At 69.4% G+C, this 16,708-nt stretch carries 17 protein-coding genes and 1 tRNA gene; 11 read left to right on the plus strand and 7 right to left on the minus strand.

What is annotated here, in order from left to right; all coding sequences use genetic code 11:
- The first annotated feature begins 12 nt into the window (after positions 1 to 12).
- A complete protein-coding gene (locus ITJ66_RS07590) occupies positions 13 to 228 on the plus strand; it encodes a hypothetical protein (protein ID WP_079705393.1) in 216 nt (71 codons plus the stop codon).
- A gap of 36 nt (positions 229 to 264) precedes the next feature.
- Here the strand turns inward: ITJ66_RS07590 and mscL are convergent, their stop codons facing one another.
- Genes mscL through ITJ66_RS07605 form a run of 3 tightly spaced genes read right to left on the minus strand, consistent with a single transcriptional unit; the run spans position 265 to position 1,736 of the window.
- Positions 265 to 711, minus strand: coding sequence for a large conductance mechanosensitive channel protein MscL (mscL, locus tag ITJ66_RS07595; protein ID WP_175116206.1), 447 nt, complete (start codon positions 709 to 711; stop codon positions 265 to 267).
- A 51-nt stretch (positions 712 to 762) separates the two neighbouring features.
- Positions 763 to 1,104 carry an FmdB family zinc ribbon protein gene (locus tag ITJ66_RS07600; protein WP_194644259.1) on the minus strand — a complete coding sequence of 114 codons (342 nt, stop codon included), beginning with the start codon at positions 1,102 to 1,104 and terminating at the stop codon, positions 763 to 765.
- A gap of 32 nt (positions 1,105 to 1,136) precedes the next feature.
- Complete coding sequence (locus ITJ66_RS07605) at positions 1,137 to 1,736, minus strand: 5-formyltetrahydrofolate cyclo-ligase (RefSeq protein ID WP_085511023.1); 600 nt, start codon at positions 1,734 to 1,736, stop codon at positions 1,137 to 1,139.
- A gap of 153 nt (positions 1,737 to 1,889) precedes the next feature.
- Here ITJ66_RS07605 and galU point away from each other — a divergent pair, with 153 nt between their 5' ends.
- The 8 genes from galU (at position 1,890) to ITJ66_RS07645 (ending at position 9,594) form a co-directional block, all read left to right on the plus strand.
- Positions 1,890 to 2,783 (plus strand): UTP--glucose-1-phosphate uridylyltransferase GalU, encoded by an 894-nt coding sequence (galU, locus tag ITJ66_RS07610; protein WP_192005327.1) that lies wholly within the window; start codon positions 1,890 to 1,892, stop codon positions 2,781 to 2,783.
- A gap of 121 nt (positions 2,784 to 2,904) precedes the next feature.
- Positions 2,905 to 3,558 (plus strand): GNAT family N-acetyltransferase, encoded by a 654-nt coding sequence (locus ITJ66_RS07615; RefSeq protein ID WP_064296541.1) that lies wholly within the window; start codon positions 2,905 to 2,907, stop codon positions 3,556 to 3,558.
- Between the two features lie 84 nt (positions 3,559 to 3,642).
- Positions 3,643 to 4,668, plus strand: a complete 1,026-nt coding sequence (locus ITJ66_RS07620) for a hypothetical protein (protein WP_194644261.1) — start codon at positions 3,643 to 3,645, stop codon at positions 4,666 to 4,668.
- Positions 4,669 to 4,775: 107 nt separating this feature from the next.
- Positions 4,776 to 5,429: a hypothetical protein gene (locus ITJ66_RS07625; RefSeq protein ID WP_137242059.1), complete on the plus strand. Its 654-nt coding sequence runs from the start codon at positions 4,776 to 4,778 to the stop codon at positions 5,427 to 5,429.
- A gap of 51 nt (positions 5,430 to 5,480) precedes the next feature.
- A tRNA-Ala gene (locus ITJ66_RS07630) sits at positions 5,481 to 5,557 on the plus strand.
- A 147-nt stretch (positions 5,558 to 5,704) separates the two neighbouring features.
- The gene (locus ITJ66_RS07635; RefSeq protein WP_194644263.1) at positions 5,705 to 6,880 is read left to right on the plus strand and encodes a N(5)-(carboxyethyl)ornithine synthase; all 1,176 of its coding nucleotides are present in this window, start codon (positions 5,705 to 5,707) and stop codon (positions 6,878 to 6,880) included.
- Between the two features lie 690 nt (positions 6,881 to 7,570).
- Positions 7,571 to 8,746 (plus strand): mechanosensitive ion channel family protein, encoded by a 1,176-nt coding sequence (locus ITJ66_RS07640; RefSeq protein ID WP_086474686.1) that lies wholly within the window; start codon positions 7,571 to 7,573, stop codon positions 8,744 to 8,746.
- 185 nt (positions 8,747 to 8,931) lie between these two features.
- On the plus strand, positions 8,932 to 9,594 hold the full coding sequence (locus tag ITJ66_RS07645) for a MurR/RpiR family transcriptional regulator (RefSeq protein ID WP_197977484.1): 663 nt from the start codon (positions 8,932 to 8,934) through the stop codon (positions 9,592 to 9,594).
- Between the two features lie 13 nt (positions 9,595 to 9,607).
- Here ITJ66_RS07645 and ITJ66_RS07650 read toward each other — a convergent pair whose 3' ends face one another.
- Positions 9,608 to 11,071: an MFS transporter gene (locus ITJ66_RS07650; RefSeq protein WP_191940708.1), complete on the minus strand. Its 1,464-nt coding sequence runs from the start codon at positions 11,069 to 11,071 to the stop codon at positions 9,608 to 9,610.
- A 229-nt stretch (positions 11,072 to 11,300) separates the two neighbouring features.
- On the opposite strand from ITJ66_RS07650, the gene ITJ66_RS07655 reads away from it, so the two are divergent.
- Entirely contained in the window at positions 11,301 to 12,761 is a 1,461-nt protein-coding gene (locus ITJ66_RS07655) for a serine hydrolase (RefSeq protein WP_194644265.1), read from the plus strand.
- A 62-nt stretch (positions 12,762 to 12,823) separates the two neighbouring features.
- Here the strand turns inward: ITJ66_RS07655 and ITJ66_RS07660 are convergent, their stop codons facing one another.
- From ITJ66_RS07660 to ITJ66_RS07670, 3 genes are all read right to left on the minus strand, one after another.
- Positions 12,824 to 13,075, minus strand: a complete 252-nt coding sequence (locus tag ITJ66_RS07660) for a response regulator (RefSeq protein WP_079001938.1) — start codon at positions 13,073 to 13,075, stop codon at positions 12,824 to 12,826.
- Between the two features lie 25 nt (positions 13,076 to 13,100).
- Positions 13,101 to 14,066 carry an aldose 1-epimerase family protein gene (locus ITJ66_RS07665; RefSeq protein ID WP_307783505.1) on the minus strand — a complete coding sequence of 322 codons (966 nt, stop codon included), beginning with the start codon at positions 14,064 to 14,066 and terminating at the stop codon, positions 13,101 to 13,103.
- A 72-nt stretch (positions 14,067 to 14,138) separates the two neighbouring features.
- Positions 14,139 to 15,485, minus strand: a complete 1,347-nt coding sequence (locus tag ITJ66_RS07670) for an MFS transporter (RefSeq protein WP_194644267.1) — start codon at positions 15,483 to 15,485, stop codon at positions 14,139 to 14,141.
- 129 nt (positions 15,486 to 15,614) lie between these two features.
- Between ITJ66_RS07670 and ITJ66_RS07675 the strand changes: the two genes are divergently transcribed.
- Positions 15,615 to 16,706, plus strand: a complete 1,092-nt coding sequence (locus ITJ66_RS07675; protein WP_194644269.1) for a hypothetical protein — start codon at positions 15,615 to 15,617, stop codon at positions 16,704 to 16,706.
- Positions 16,707 to 16,708: the final 2 nt, after the last annotated feature.

The raw sequence follows: 16,708 nt of genomic DNA on the forward strand, positions 1-16,708 counted from the left end.
CGGACACTGATCATGCAGGACGATCAGGAGCCACGGATCGTCCGTCCCCGAGGATCGAGGCGGGCGATCCGGCCCGGTGCTCCCGGGACGGATCCCGCGCCGCAGCTGCCGGCCGATCCCGTCAAGGCGGCGGAGGACACTGACGCCGCCTGGGGTGGCACCGCCAAGCCCGCGGGCGGCGGTGGCAACGACGACGAGCTGCAACGCAACGTCCCGCCCCACTGGTGAGCGGGACGGGACGTCGGTGCTGCTGGACGAGCCGGACTAGCGGCCGTCGGTCGTGTCGTCGCGTGCGGGCGGCAGCGGAGCGCTCGTGCCCGTCTTCAGGACGTCGCGGATCTCGGTGAGGAGCGACAGCTCGCTCGGTGCTGCCGGCTCGTCGGCGACGGTCGGCTTCGTCGTGATGCGCTTGAAGTGGTTCATCGGCAGGACGATGACGAAGTAGACGACGGCGGCGACGAGCACGAACTGGATCGCCGCGCCGAGGAACGCACCGAACTGCAGATCGGCCGTCTTCCCATCGAGGGTCGGGATCGAGACGACGAAGGCTTCCTTCAGGCTCTCCGCCTTGAAGAGTGCTCCGAGCAGCGGGTTGAAGATGTTCTCGACGAGCGAGTTGACGATGGCGGTGAACGCGGCCCCGATCACGACGGCCACGGCCAGGTCGATCACGTTGCCGCGGAGGATGAACTCCTTGAAGCCTTTGAGCATGGGGTCTCCCTGAGGATCGGGGATGGGCAGGACCCTGGCTACGCTACCGGCTCAGGACGTGGCGCTCCCGGCGGAGGCCGGTGTGGCGCTGGAGCCGGAGCTGGAGGAGCCGCCCGAGGAGGAGGATCCGCCCTTGGTGTCCGAGGAGGACGAGCTCGACGACCCCTCCGAGGACTTCGAGGAGGCCGGGATGGAGCTCGAGCCCTTGACGGCACCGGCGCGGGAGTCCGTGCGGTAGAAGCCGGAGCCGTTGAACGTGACACCGACCGCGCTGAACAGCTTGCGCAGCTTGCCGGAGCACGCCGGGCACTCGGTGAGGGAGTCGTCGGTGAAGGACTGCTGGACGTCGAAGGCGTTGCCGCACTCGGTGCAGCGGTAGGCGTAGGTGGGCACGGGGTCTCCTGGGATGTGGTGGGTCGGCGCGCTCAGCGGCGCGGTCGGACCTGGTCGAAGTCGAGGATGCGGCTCGGGGTCACGGCACCGCCGACGGGTTCGTCGTGGATCTCGCTCGGGACCTCGTCGAGGATCTCGGTGTCGTACAGCACGGCGTAGACGGGTGGGCAGCGCTCCATCGAGCCGAGCGTCTTGTCGAAGTACCCGCGACCCCAGCCCATGCGCATGCCGTGGGCGTCGACGGCGGCCGCGGGGACGAGGATGAGGTCGACGTCGTTGATCGCGATGGGACCGAGGGTGGTACCCACGACCTCGGGGGTGCCGGCGAATCCCACCGTCTCGATGCCCTCCTCGCCGATCGTCCAGTCGAGGAGCCCGTCGGTGCGGGTGATGGGGAACAGGATGCGGATGCCCGCCTCCTGCGCCCACTGGAGGAAGGGACGGGTGTCGGGCTCGCTCGGGGAGGAGAGGTAGCAGGCGATGGAGGTCGCGCCGAAGCGGGAGACGAGGGCTCGGAGGTTGTCCGTCAGGCCGGTGGTCGACCGCTCCTTCTCCAGGGAGGTGAGCAGCTCCCGCCGCTCACGGAGCTCGGCGCGCAGCGCTCGTTTCTCGTGTTCGGCGGGGCTCGTCATGCGACCCATTCTAAACGGCTCGTCGTCGCGCCCGGCTCGTTGCCCGACGTCATAGCCGACATCCGTCGCCTCGTCCAGGGGTTCAGGGGATTTCACCCTCGATCGAGGGGGTATTCGGCGACTTCCCCGACTCCACACGATAGGTTTTCCCTCATGACCACTCGTGTTACCAAAGCAGTCATCCCCGCAGCAGGTCTCGGCACCCGGTTCCTTCCGGCGACGAAGGCCCTGCCGAAGGAGATGCTCCCCGTCGTCGACAAGCCGGCCATCCAGTACGTCGTCGAGGAGGCCGTCAGCGCCGGGCTCGCCGATGTGCTCATGATCATCGGCCGCAACAAGAACGCCCTCGCCAACCACTTCGACCGCGTGACCGAGCTCGAGCTCAACCTCGCGAAGAAGGGCGACACCCAGCGCCTCGAGAAGGTCAACGAGTCGAGTGAGCTCGCCGACATCCACTTCCTGCGCCAGGGAGACCCGAAGGGCCTCGGCCACGCCGTCCTGCGGGCCAAGCGCCACGTCGGCAACGAGCCCTTCGCCGTGCTCCTCGGCGACGACCTGATCGACGCCCGCGACGTCCTCCTCGAGCGCATGCTCGACGAGCAGGACAAGCGGAACGCGACGATCATCGCCCTCATGGAGGTCGACCCCGATTCGATCCACATGTACGGTGCGGCGGCCGTCGAGGCCACCGACGACGCCGACGTCGTGCGGGTGACCGGCCTCGTCGAGAAGCCTGCGAAGGAGGACGCCCCGTCCAACCTCGCCATCATCGGCCGCTACGTGCTGAAGCCCGAGGTGTTCGAGATCCTCGAGCGCACCGAGCCGGGCAAGGGCGGCGAGATCCAGCTGACCGACGCGCTCCAGGAGATGGCCGCCGACGTCGAGGGCACGGGCGGCGTCTACGGCGTCATCTTCCGTGGCCGTCGCTACGACACGGGCGACCGCCTCGACTACATCAAGGCGATCGTGCAGCTCGCCGTCGACCGCGAAGACCTCGGTCCCGAGCTGCGTCCGTGGCTCAAGGACTTCGCCGGGGACCTCGACTGAGTCCACCCGACGACACACGACGCGCCCCGGCTCCGCAGCAGCGGATCTCGGGGCGCGGTCGTGTCGGTGCATCGGTGAGCGCTCCACTAGGCTCACCACAGAACGCGAGAGGGGTGGCACGGTGGCGCAGGTCGTACCCGTTCTGAGCAGTGGGCGAGTGAGCATCCGGCCGATCAAGGTCCGTGACGCGAGGCCGCTCGAGCGCGAGCTCGCGGAGAACCGTGCCTGGTTGCGCCGCTGGGAGGCGACGAGCCCCTACGGCCCGGTCCCGGCCGACAGCCGTGCGGCGATCCGGTCGCTGCAGAACCACGCGCGCTCGGGTGCCGGCCTCCCGTTCGTCATCGAGGTCGATGGTGAGTTCGCCGGCCAGCTCAACGTCTCCGGCATCACCTACGGTTCGTTGGCCTCGGCGTCGATCGGCTACTGGGTCTCCCAGCGGTTCGCGGGTCTCGGTGCCACACCGATCGCGACTGCCCTGGCCACCGACCACTGCTTCACCGCCCTGCAGCTCCATCGTCTGGAGATCTGCATCCGGCCCGAGAACGCTCCGAGCCTGCGGGTCGTCGAGAAGCTCGGGTTCCGGTACGAGGGACTGCGACGCCGCTTCATCCACATCGACGGCGACTGGCGCGACCACTTCTGTTTCGGCCTCGTCCGTGAAGAGGTCCCGGGCGGCGTCCTGAACCGGTGGTTGGACGGACAGGTCCCGAAGGACGCGTGCGTGATCCCCGAGGCCGACCGTCTCGCGGCCGCGGCACCCTTCCCCACCCGCTGACCCGGTAGCCGTTTTCCCCCTCCATCCGGGGACACACCCACCTGTTGATCGGTCTCAGGTCATCGACCCGCTACGGTCAGGGACATGGACGGCGGATTCCTGAGCGGTGGGGTGATCATTCTGGTCGCAGCGATGCTGTGGCTGGTGTACCTGGTGCCGTCGTGGGTGCGTGACAGTCAGTTCTCCGCCAGCGAGCGCAACGCGATCCGGCTGCAGCAGACGCTCCGTGTGCTCGCCGAGACGGCTGAGGTCCCGGAGGCCGTCCGGCTCGAGGCGACGTCGCGTGAGGTCGCCGCGCAGCGCAAGCTCCTCAAGCAGCTCGAGGCCAGGACGAAGGCGACGGCCGAGGCCGCGGCGCGCGTCGAACTCGCCGAAGCCGATCGCATCCGCCGCGAGGAGGAGGCCAGGGCCGTGCAGGCCGAAGCCGCCGCCCGTGCCGCGGAGGATGCTCGTCGTGCGGCCGCTGCCGCATCCCGTGCCGTGCAGCGCAACGCCCGAGCGGCGAAGCTCGCGCGAAGCCGTCGTCGCTCCAGGCTGCTCGCGACCACCGTGTTGGTCGCCTCCATCATCGGGTTCTGCTCCGGCGTGACCGCGTTCCTCGCGGGTGGCGGTCTCGTCCTCGGTATTTCGTCAACGGTCGTCGGTCTGCTCGCACTCTCTGCGCTCTCTCGGATGTCGCGCATCGCCCACCGTGCCGTCGCGCCGGTACCGGCGGTCGCGGTCACGACCAGGCGTGTCGAGTCGGCGCTCTTCGAGTACAACGAGCCCGTCAAGGCGGCGTCGCAGGCGCAGACGTGGACCCCGACGTCCATCCCGAAGCCGCTCCACCTCTCCGAGGGTTCCTCGGCTGCCGCCGAGCTGGCCAAGGCCGACGCCTACGACCGCCTGCGCCAGGCGGCCATGCAGGAGGCCATCGCGTCCCGCGCCGAGCGTCTCGCGCCGGTCGTGCCGACGATCGTTCGTCGTCCGGAGCCCGTCGCCGCTCCGCAGCCCGAGCGCGTCGAACCGCAGCCGGCCCCGAGCCGTTTCGCCTCGATGGGTGTCATCGACGAGGGCGAGATCGCCGCCGGCGGATCCACCCTGTTGCAGCGTCGCCGCGCCGCGGGCTGAGCCCCGAACGCGCCCGACCGGTCGTTCATGAACCGGTCACCGGCGACGGATAGACTCGTGGAGGGGGTTCGTCGCTCGGTTCTCGTCGACGCCCTGGAACGCGAAAGGTGACCATGGGCGTGTGGCGGAAGAGCCGGCGGAAGCCGATGAAGCCCTACGTCGCGCCCCCTGAGGTGGCTCCGCCGCCGGTCGAGCACGCGGTCGAGGAGGGCCTCCTCATCGCGCGGTCCTGGACCGTGGTCGAGGTCACGAACTGGATCATCGAGCGAGCACTCCGCGACGGCGCGTCCTACGACGCCGAGGCGACGCAGGCGGCGGTCCGGCGCGAGCTGGGTCGCATGGCTGACGAGCAGGAGGAGTACGCCGACCTCGCACGGGAGGCGCGCCAGACGGCGTTCCAGCGGCGGGGGAGTGCTCGTCACCAGCACGACTACCGCGCGGGTGACCTGAGCGCCTTATCCCGTCGCCGCGAGGTGTACTCGGGGCTCGCCGCCGAACTCCGTCGGGTGAGCAAGGACGAGGAGTTCGTCGCGGCGATCGCGGAATCCGCTCGTGAGCGTGCGTGGGGCGACCTGGAGCGCGCCATCCAGGCGAAGCTCGACCGGGTCCTCGACGAGCCGGTCGTCGACGAGCACTATCGGCGTGCCCGGAGCCAGCGGCTCCGCTGGTTCCGCGATCTCGACCTCGCTGCCCTCATCGCCGCCAATCCGAAGGACGGCAGCATGCCGGTCGACGACGGCCCGAACCCCTACGAGGACTAGCGCGGCCGGTTCGAAACGGCTCGCCGGTTCTGCTAGCCTGGACGAGTAGTTGGGCCCATGGCGCAGTCCGGTAGCGCACCTCGTTCGCATCGAGGGGGTCAGGGGTTCGAATCCCCTTGGGTCCACCAGCTGCAACGACAACCCCGCACCTCACGGTGTGGGGTTGTCGTGTTTCCGGGTGTCGGCAGCTCCCTGTCCCGTGTCGGCGGCGCCCCGCGTCCTGTACGGTCGGGAGCACGGCGCCGCTTCGGTTCCCGTGAACGGGACGAGCAGTCATGCCAGCAGCATCCGAACCGACCGTGCAGCACGACGCCGTCCTCGGGGTGATCGGCACCTCGCTGAAACCTGACGAACGACGCGTGCCGATCCACCCGGCGCACTTCGAGCGCATCCCGGAGGAGTTCCGGTCTCGGATCGTCGTGGAGCACGGCTACGGTGCCCGGTTCGGCGTCTCCGACGAAGAGATCGCCCCCTACGTCCGCTCGTTCGCGACGCGCGCCGAGGTCATCGAGCAGGCCGACGTCGTCCTCCTGCCGAAACCGCAGCTCGAGGACGTCCAGGAGCTCCGCGACGGGCAGACGCTCTGGGGTTGGCCGCACTGCGTCCAGGACTCCGCGCTGACGCAGCTCGCGATCGACAAACGGCTCACGCTGATCGCCTTCGAGGCGATGAACCACTGGGCCGCCGACGGCAGCTTCGGGTTGCACGTCTTCCACAAGAACAACGAACTCGCCGGCTACAGCTCGGTGATCCACGCGTTGGAGCTCTGCGGCTCCACCGGCAGCTACGGCCGTCGCCTGACCGCCGTGGTCATCGGCTTCGGCGCGACCGCCCGAGGTGCCGTGACCGCGCTCAACGCCCATGGGATCCACGACGTGCGCGTGCTCACCAACCGCCGGGTCGCGGCGGTCGCGGCGCCCATCCACTCCGCCCGCATGATCCAGTTCGACCACGACGACGGCCCGTACCTGAGCGAGGTCATCACCGACGAGGGTCGCGTGCCACTCGCGCCCTTCCTGGCCGAGAGTGACATCGTCGTCAACTGCACGCTGCAGGACCCCAACGCACCACTGCTCTACCTCCGCGAGGACGACCTCGGTGCGTTCCGGCCCGGGAGCCTCATCGTGGACGTCTCCTGCGACGAGGGGATGGCCTTCGAGTGGGCGCGCACGACCGGGTTCGACGACCCGATGTTCACCGTCGGGCCCGGGGAGATCAACTACTACGCGGTCGACCACAGCCCCTCGCTGCTGTGGAACTCGTCCAGCTGGGAGAACAGCGAGGCGTTGCTGCCGTTCCTGCCCACCGTCCTGGCCGGACCGGCCGCCTGGGTTGACAGCCTGACCGTCCAGCGGGCCGTCGAGATCCAGGACGGCGTCATCCTCAACCCGGCGATCACCGAGTTCCAGCACCGGTCGGCCGAGTATCCGCACGAGGTCCTGCCGGGCTGATCGGTTCTCGGCGGACCGTTCAAGCAGTGGGGCCGCGGCGGGCCTCTCGGTGTACCGCTGACGGAGGCACCCCGCCCGGGAGGCCTCTCGCGAGCACTCCGACAGGCTCAGTGACCGGGAGAGGTGCACCCGGCTTCACCCCGGTCCCCGAGGAGCAACCCTCGCCGTCCCTGAGCAGCCCCCTCCGGTCCCCGAGCAACCCTCGCCGTCCCTGAGCAGCCCCCTCCGGTCCCTGAGCGGCCCCCTCCGGTCCCTGAGCCTGTCGAAGAGCATTCGTAGGCACTTCGACAAGCTCAGTGACCGGAAGAGGTGCACCCGCACTGAATCGGAACGATGAGGCCTGTTCGTGGGCACTTCGACAAGCTCAGTGATCGGGGGAGGTGTGCCCGGAATGATGAGGCGTCCTCGTGGGCACTTCGACAGGCTCAGTGACCGGAAGAGGTTTGCCCGCCATGTCTCGGTCCCTGAGCCTGTCGAAGGGCAGTCTGGGCCGCGTCACCTCGGTGAACGGGGAGGTTCGCTCCGTTCACGTGGGACGCGCCGGCCACGTGAACTCGGCCTGAGAGGTTCGTGGCAGGCCGCGCAAGCGGTCGAGCGCGGCATGCACCCGCCCCTACGCTGGACGCTTGCGCCGTACGGCATCGGTCGGCGGAGGAACACATGGTGCACGACCGGCTCGAGGAGGCATGGATGTTCGTTTGGCAGAGCTGGTGGGGTGTCGCCGCAGCGGCCGGGATAGCGCTGATCGCAGCGCTCGTCGTCATCGTGATCGTGTCGGTCTCCTTCCGGATGGCGGCGCGGCGGAGCGACTGGCCGGGTGCGCTCGCCGGAAGTGCCAGGCACCCCTTCCGGGCCCTCGTGATCCTGGTCGCCGTGTGGCCGGCGGTTGCGGCGACGCTTCCCGATGAGACCGCCCGTGGGTTCATCGACCAGACCTTCCGGATCGCCGTCATCGCCGCAGCGACATGGCTGGTCGCCGCGCTGCTCGCCTTCGTCATCGGGCTCGGCCAGGCCCGGTACCGCATCGACGTCCCGAACAACAAGGTCGCCCGCCGCATGCAGACACAGCTCGCGCTCGTCCGTCGCTTGGCGATCGCGGTCGTCGTCATCGTCGGTGTCGCGTCGATCCTCCTGACGTTCCCCGGCGTCCAGGGCGTCGGGGCGAGCGTGCTGGCCTCCGCCGGGGTCGTGAGCATCGTCGCCGGCCTCGCGGCGCAGTCCGTCCTCGGGAACGTGTTCGCCGGGATCCAGCTCGCCTTCAGCGATGCGATCCGGGTCGACGACGTCGTCATCGTCGAGGGGGAGTGGGGCCGGATCGAGGAGATCACCCTCACCTACGTCGTCGTCGGCATCTGGGACGATCGCCGCATGGTGCTCCCGTCCACCTACTTCACCTCCACGCCCTTCCAGAATTGGACACGGAACACGAGCGAGCTGCTCGGGTCCGTCGAGTTCGACCTCGACTGGTGGGTGAGCCCCGCGGTCATGCGGACCGAGCTGGAGCGCATCCTCGACCGCACCGACCTCTGGGACGGCCGGGCACAGGTCCTGCAGGTCACGGACGCCGTCGGCGGCTACGTGCGCATCCGCATCCTCGTCACCGCGGTGGACGCGCCGACCCTCTTCGACCTCCGGTGCCTCGTGCGCGAGCAGATGGTCGAGTGGATCCTCGCGCAGAACCCGTCGGCGATCCCGCGCAACCGCGTGCAGATGGTCGAGCAGGAGCCTCGCCCGGTGCCGAAGCGCGGCGGGCCGGTCACCGAGCCGGTCGGGCTGTTCAGCGGCAGTGCCGAGGCCGAGCAGCGCGCGAGCCTCTTCACCTCCTCGATCACCCTGCCCGACCTGGACGACGAGCCCGAACGCTGACCGTCGCCCGACCGGACGCGTGTGCACCGAATCGTTGTCGTTCCGGAGATCCTGTATGCGCTTCCCGTCGCTACCATCAAGGGAACCTCGCCGGGTGACCTGCCGGCGGGCCGTCGGTGCTGCTGCCGACACGAACGGACGGCGCCGGCCCGAACCCCGGCGACGGCATGCGAAGGAGACCGCGCGTGAACGACGACACCCTCTTCCTCACCGATGAGGACACCGCCGTCCCCGGCGAACGCCCGGAGCAGCGTCTCGAACGACGCTCCGCGTCCGTCCTGAAGCACCGGCTCCTCGAACAGGAACGGAAGCAGTTCGAGGAGTCCCTCGCCTCGGCGAAGGCGGACGGCGCCCTCGAACGCGCAGCGGCCCTCATCGTCTCCGCGCGGCGACGTTTCCTCATCGGGGCGTCGAAGTCGTTCACCTACGCGTCCCTCCTCGCCGCGGACCTCAGCTACGGCCTCGCGAACGTCACGCTCATCGACGGCACCATCGTGCGGCCGCTCGACGTCCTCAGCGACGTGCGGACGAGCGACGTCATGATCGCCGTGTCGCTGCAGAGGTACCGGAAGTACACGATCGACTCCGTCGTCCCGTTCGCCGAGGCGGGAGGCAGCCTCGTGCTCATCACCGACGCGCCGGACGCCCCGCTGACCCCGTACGCCGACGAGACGATCGTGCTCGGCCGTGCCGAGGACGGCCACCCGAGTTCCTCGATCGGGATCGCGCTCACCCTGCACATCCTCGCCACGCTCACGACGGCCAGCGCCAAGGGCGCCGGCCGTCGGGCGGTGGAGCGGGAGCGCCTCGCCGAGACGCTCGGGGTCTACGTCTCCGACGAGGACTGAGCGCGGACCGGGCTCAGCGTCCCGAGCCTTGCTCGTCGCGCACGATCGACAGGGGTTCCGTGATGTCCTCGAGTGACTTCCGCGCGGCGTCGACCCCGAAGATGAGGGCGATCAACCCGCCGAGGACCATCACGCCTGCACCGACGAAGTAGCCCACGGTGAGCGGACCGCGGTCCGTGCCATCACCGATCAGGATCCCGTAGAGCAGGGGCGCGACCGAACCCGCGATCTGTCCGATCGCGAAGAAGTAGCCGATCACCTGGCTGCGGAGCTCGAGCGGGAAGATCTCGCTCACGGTCAGGTAGGCGCTGGACGCACCGGCGGAGGCGAAGAAGAACGAGACGCACCAGAAGATCGTCTGGGTCGTCGCGTCGAGCGCACCGGCGTTGAAGAGCACCGCCGAAACCGCCAGGACCGCCCCGGAGACCCCGTAGGTGAGGAAGATCATCTGGCGACGACCCCAGGTGTCGAACAGCCTGCCGAGGAGGAGCGGGCCGAGCAGGTTGCCGATCGCGAAGGGGAAGAAGTAGTACTGCGTCGACGAGGGGCTCGTGCCGTAGAAGTTCTGCAGCACCAGCGCGTAGGTGAAGAAGATCGCGTTGTACAGGAACGACTGGGTGATCATCATCGCGAGGCCGACGAAGGTGCGCTTCGGGTATTTCGAGAAGAGGACGCCGAAGATGGTCCGGATCGGGATGTGGCCCTGGGCCTGCACCGTGAGCGCCTTCGACTCGTCGACCGGCTCGATCGTCCCGCCCTGCTTGCGGACGGTCGCCTCGATGTCGTCGACCGTGGCCTCCGCCTCCTGTTCCCGACCGTGCGTCATGAGCCACCGCGGACTCTCGGGGATGTGGCGTCGCAGGAAGATGATGGCGAGACCGAGGACCGGCCCGATGAAGAACCCGATGCGCCAGCCGACGTCCTCGGCAAAGTAGTCGGTGTTCAGCAGGAACAGGTTCGCCGCCGATCCGAGGGCGGCGCCACCCCAGTAGGTGCCGTTGATGGCGATGTCGACGTGCCCGCGGTACTTCGACGGGATGAGCTCGTCGATGGCCGAGTTGATCGCCGCGTACTCGCCGCCGATGCCCATGCCGGCGAAGAACCGGAAGATGGCGAGGAACCAGAACGTGGGGGACAAGCCCGCGATGCCGCTCGCGACGAGGTAGATCGCGAGGGTCAGGATGAAGAGCTTCTTGCGGCCGAGGCGGTCCGCCATGCGGCCGAAGACGAGGGCACCCGTCACCTGGCCGAGCAGATAGATCGTCCCGAGGAGTCCGACCTCCGCCGCCGACAGCCCCAGCGACTTCTGGAATCCGGCGGAGGCGACGATCTGGATCTCGAGACCGTCCAGCACCCATGAGAAGCCGAGACCGACGACGATCATCCAGTGGAACCGGGTCCACGGCAATCGGTCCATCCTGGCGGGGACGAGGCTCCGCACCGGGGCAGGTCGCCCGGAGGTCGACGTGTTCGACATGGAATGACTCCTTCCACGGCCGTCCCGTCGACGGTCGATCCGGGAGATGACGCTACTCCCGCGGCGGGCATCGGACGTCGCTGATCGGTGCCCCTTGACTTCGTCCTGGCGGAGGAGCACCCTACGCCCGGCACCCCGTGCGATGGCGCCCGGTGGCGCGGAATGGTCGTACGCTCGAAGCGCGACGAGATCGCGGACGGCTGCCGAGGGCCGTCGAGGAGGAGGCGGCATGCACCTGGTCGAGGACAGCACCGAGACGGACATCACGCGGGTCTTCCAGGACCGGATCACCTCCGGCGTCGCCCCGGGATCGTACGTCGCCGTGTTCGACCGCGAGCGGGTCCGGTTCGAGCAGGGGTTCGGCGGGGTCGCCTTGGGCGGTCCGGTGCCGGACGCCGACACGCTGTTCCGCATCGCCTCCTGCACGAAGAGCTTCACCGCCGCCGTGCTCCTCATCCTCCGCGATGCCGGCCGCCTCGACCTGGACGCGCCAGTGGACGGGTTCGTGCCGGAGTTCGCACCGGTGCTCCCTGACGGGATCGCCGTCCGGCCGACCGTGCGGATGCTCCTGACGATGTCGGGTGGGCTCGGAACGGACGATCCGTGGGGTGACCGCCAGGAGTCGATCAGCGTGGACGAGTTCCGGCGGCTGCTCGTGCGCGGCGTCCGATGCGTCACGACACCCGGGACGGCGTTCTCCTACTCGAACCTCGGCTATGCGCTGCTCGGGCAGGTCATCGAGCGTGTGACCGGTGGCTCCTACATCGATGCGGTGACCTCGCTCCTGCTGGAGCCGCTCGGGCTCGGCGCCGTGTTCGAGCGCCCCGAAGGCGACGGGGCGGTCACGGCGACCGGTCATCGTGTCCGCCGCGAACGGGCCGTCGATGAAGACGGCCGATTCGTCGAGGTCCCGTTCTCCGGCCCCGGGGTCTTCTCCTCGATCGGCGGGCTCTTCGCCTCGGCCTCCACCCTGATCGGATGGGTGCGCTGGCTCGACGGCGCCTGGACCGGGGACGAGACCGGACCGCTGTCGAGCGCCAGCCGCCGCGAGATGCAGCAGCTGCACCGGCTCGCTCCGTCGCGGCCCACCCTCGACGGCGTGCCGCCGAGACTCGCGCTCGGCTATGGCTTCGGCCTCTTCGTCGAGGAGGACGCCGACCTCGGGACGCTCGTCTCGCACTCGGGCGGCTACCCCGGCTACAGCGCCCACATGCGGTGGCACCCGACATCCGGGTTGGGCGTCGTCGCCTTCGAGAACGCCGGCTACGCGGCCGTGGCGAAGCCCGCCGAACAGGCCTTGCGGCTGGCGATCGCCGGCGCCCAGGCCTCCGGCGAGCTGCCGGAACCGGCGATCCGCCCCTGGCCGGAGACCCTCGTGGCGTCCATGACTGCGACCGGGCTGCTGTCGCACTGGGACGACCGCGTCGCCACGTCGCTGTTCGCTGAGAACGTCGCCCTCGACCGGCCACTGGAGGAGCGACGCGAGGCGGTCGACGCCGCTGTCACCGCCGTCGGTGGCATCGCCGAGGTGGCTTCGGGGCGCGCGACGCCGATCTGCGATTCGCCGGACCACCTGGTCTGGTTCGTCGAGGGGACGGAGGGGCGCCTCCGCCTGGAGGTCCGGATGACACCCGTGCTTCCGCTCCGGGTCCAGACCTTCACGGTGACGGTCGACGACCAGGGCGAGTGAACGCCGAACGCCGGCAGCTGAGGCTCAGCTACCGGCGTTCAGGTGGAACAGGGTGGTTCGGTTCAGCCGATCGAGTCGTCGTCGCCGTTGCCGTTACGGTTCGTCGGGGAGATGTCCTCCGTCGACTCGACGTACTCGTAGTCGGTCGTCGTCGGGCCGTCGTGGTCGCCGGTGTTCGTCGCTTCGCCGACGGGACGGTAGATGAGCTGGCCTTCGCCGTAGGGCAGGACGAGCTCGCCGTCCTGACCGTCTTCGAGCGGGATGATCTCGCTGTCGAGCGGGCCACCGGTGAGTTTCGCAAGAGTCTGTGACATGTCGCCAGCCTAGCCCCGACGACTGTCAGAGTGCTGCGATGGTCCAGGACACCCGGTGTGGTGTATTGGGAGCCAGGACGACGAGATCGGTCCCGGTCGAGAAGGCGTCAGGGGGACAGGTCATCGGCTCGACGGCGAGCCCCAGTCGGTTCAGCTCCGCGACGGGCTGATCGGCCGTGTGCACCTGGACCCAGGGCAGACCATCACCCCAGTGCATGGCGACGCCGCTGCCGGATGGCGTCGTCACGCGCACCGTGACCCGGCCGTCGACGTCGCGATCGAGCGCCGTGTACGCGTGATCGATGAAGGTGTCGCCGATGGTCCGGGGTGCGCGGAAGTCGAAGTGCTCCGTCGCCTCCGTGTCGACGGGCTCCAGCGAGACCGGGATGAGCCGGTCCGGCGTGACGGTGAGCACCTCGGCGGCGGGCAGTTCGAGCGTCCAGTCGTCGACACGGCCCTCACCCGCGACGAGGTACGGGTGCGGTCCGGTGCCGTAGGGTGCGTCGACGTCGCCGAGGTTCAGCGCCTCGACGTCGGTGCGGAGTCCGTCGTCGTCGAGCGTGTAGGTCGCCGTGACCTGGACGCGGAACGGATAGCCCTCCTGCGCCTCGATGACCACACGGAACGCTGCCGACGCCATGCTCGACGACACGAGGTCCCACTCCGACCAGGCGGCGAGCCCGTGGAGGGCGTGACCGCGAGCGGGTTCCGTGAGTGCGAGCTCGTGGTCGACGCCCGCGAAGGTGTACCGGCCGTCGACGACGCGGTTGGGCCACGGGGCGAGCATGGCGCCGCGGAACGCCGGACGGACCTCCTCGGCGTCGAACGGGACGACGAGGTCCCGGCCGTCGTGTCGCAGGAACCGCAGTGAGGCACCGACCGAGGCGATCGACGCGGTGTACGCACCGTGCTCGAGATCGACACGCCGTCCCGAGATCGGACGTCGGTCGACGGAGGCGGACGGGGACACGGCGCTGGTGGATTCGGTCACGGCCCCATTCTGTCGCATCGACGCCGACCGACCCGGCCGACTGGCGGTGCGGGGTGAGCGGTGGGACGCGGCTCAGCCGAGGGAGCGGCCGCGCATGTCCGAGAGGAACAGTGCGGCGACCGCGGCGACGACGAAGAAGGCGGCGAACACGGAGAAGAGCAGGGCCTGTCCTGCGAGGAGGAGCACCGGGACCGACAGCGGGGCGATGATCGAGGCGATGCGGCCGATGCCGGCGGCCCACCCCGCCCCGGTCGCACGGAGCGCCGTCGGATACAGCTCCGGGGTCGTCGCGTACAGGGCGCCCCAGGCGCCGAGGTTGCAGAAGGACAGGCACATCCCGAACACGATGATCATCGGTTCGGTCGTCGCCGTGCCGAACAGGACCGCCGACACCGCGGAGCCCGCGAGGAAGGTCGCGAGCGTCTGCTTCCGGCCCCAGGCCTCGATCAACCACGCTGAGACGGCGTAGCCCGGGATCTGGGCGAGGGTGATGATCAGCGTGAAACCGAAGGACCGGACGAGGGAGAACCCGGAGGCGACGAGGATCGTCGGGATCCAGATGAACGCGCCGTAGTAGGAGAAGTTGACGCAGAACCACACGATCCAGAGCGATCCGGTGTCGCGGCGATGCGTGGGCACCCACAGCCCACGGAGGCGCTCGCCGGCGGAGAGACCGATGCTCACGGGGGTGTCGGTGGTGGTGTCGTCGGCGGCTTCCGGGTGGGCGACGCCGGCCGATGCCTCGAACTCGCGGACGACGGCCTCGGCCTCGCGGTGACGTCCACGCGACTCGAGGAAGCGCACCGACTCTGGGAGACGCGTCCGCACGATGGCCGCGTAGACCGCGGGCAACGCGCCGATGGCGAGGGCCCAACGCCAACCGTCGTCGCTCGTCGGCACGACCAGGTAGCCGATGAGGGCGGCGGCGATCCACCCGATGGCCCAGAACGCCTCCAGGAACACGATGATCCGCCCGCGGATCCGTGGCGGGGCGAACTCGCTCATGAGGGTCGAGGCGACGGGCAGCTCGGCGCCGAGTCCGAGGCCGACGATGAACCGCAGCACGATGAGCACGCCGAGTCCCCAGGCGAGGGCCGACGCGCCCGTCGCGATGCCGAACACGAGCAGGGTGATCGCGAAGACGTGGCGCCGACCGACCCGGTCGGCGAGCAAGCCCCCGAGCGTCGCACCGATGGCCATGCCGAGGAACCCGGCTGAGGCGATCCAGGAGAGCTCCGTGTTCCCGAGCTGCCACTGCACGGCGAGCTGGGCGAGGACGAAGGACACGAGTCCGACGTCCATGGCGTCGAGGGCCCAGCCGACGCCGGAACCGACGAGCAGTCGCCCGTGGGCCTTGGTGAACGGGAGCGCGTCGAGGCGCTCGCTGCGGGTGCGGGGTGTGGTGGGGGCGGTGGACACGTCACCATTCTGGTGCAGGATGTGCCCACCGGCGTCGGTCCGTCGCAGATAGGCTGACGGCACGAACTGCAGGCGTGCGGCCGGGCAGTTCACCCGCTCCGCCCGCCGTTCCGTCGAAAGGCCACTCCCGTGACCGATGTACCGCCTCCCGACCCGCAGCAGCCTGACGGCCGCCCGCCGCAATGGCCGACGGGTCAGCAGCAGCAGCACCCCTCCGGTCAGCAGCCGCAGCAGCCGTATGGACAGGGACCGCAGCAGCAGAACCCATACGGACAGCCGCAGCCGCAGTACGGGCAGGGACCGCAGCAGCAGAACCCGCACGGACAGCAGCAGAACCCGTACCAGCAGAACCCGTACCAGCAGAACCCGTACCAGCAGAACCCGTATGGCGGGCAGCAGAGCCCCTCCGGCGGGCAGCCGCAGCAGCCGTATCAGCCGCAGCAGACCCCGTACCAGCAGCAGCCACCGCAGGGCCCTCCAGGGTACGGTCAGCAGCCGCCGCCTCCCGGTGCCCCGAAGCGCAAGCGGACGGGGCTCATCATCGCCCTCGCCGTCGGTGTCCCGCTCGTGTTGGCGGCGATCATCACCGTCGTCGCCCTCGTCCTCACGCAGGGTGGCGCACCGGTCGCGGACCCGAGCCCCACCCGCTCGGCCACCCCGACGAAGACCGCGTCGCCGACGCCCACCGAGACGGACTCGACGCCCGAGCCGACGAAGACCTACGTCTCCATCCCTCCCGACCTCGACTTCGCGGCCGGGCAGGACGTCCCCGCCGAATGGACGGCCTACCTGACGAACGACCTGGATTCGTCCTGGGCGGCGATCGGTCCGGACCGGAACGGCGTCGAGATCTACCGGAACGCGGCGACCTCCTGCGACGTCGGACTCGGCGACATCGCGCTGACGCCTGACGAGATCGCGGTCGGAGACGACGAGAAGTCGAGCGACGCCTACATGGCGAAGTACGTCGGGGCCGACTACGTCAAGGCGGACGGCACGACGGAACAGCTGAACTACAACAGTGGCGGGGGCCTCATCGAGTTCCGGGTCCTGTCGTGGACCCAGCCCTCGGGGGAGCGCACGTACTGGGGCGTCCGGTCGCTCACGAAGATGGGGATCCTCGTCGTCTTCACCTTCACGTGCAAGGACCAGGGGTCGCTCGACCTGCTCGCGAACGACGTCGTGAACCTCATCTCCGTGGAGCTGCTCCCGAAGCGCTGACC

It is taken from the genome of Plantibacter sp. VKM Ac-2885, assembly GCF_015351205.1.
In the GTDB taxonomy this organism is placed as follows: Bacteria; Actinomycetota; Actinomycetes; order Actinomycetales; family Microbacteriaceae; genus Plantibacter; species Plantibacter auratus.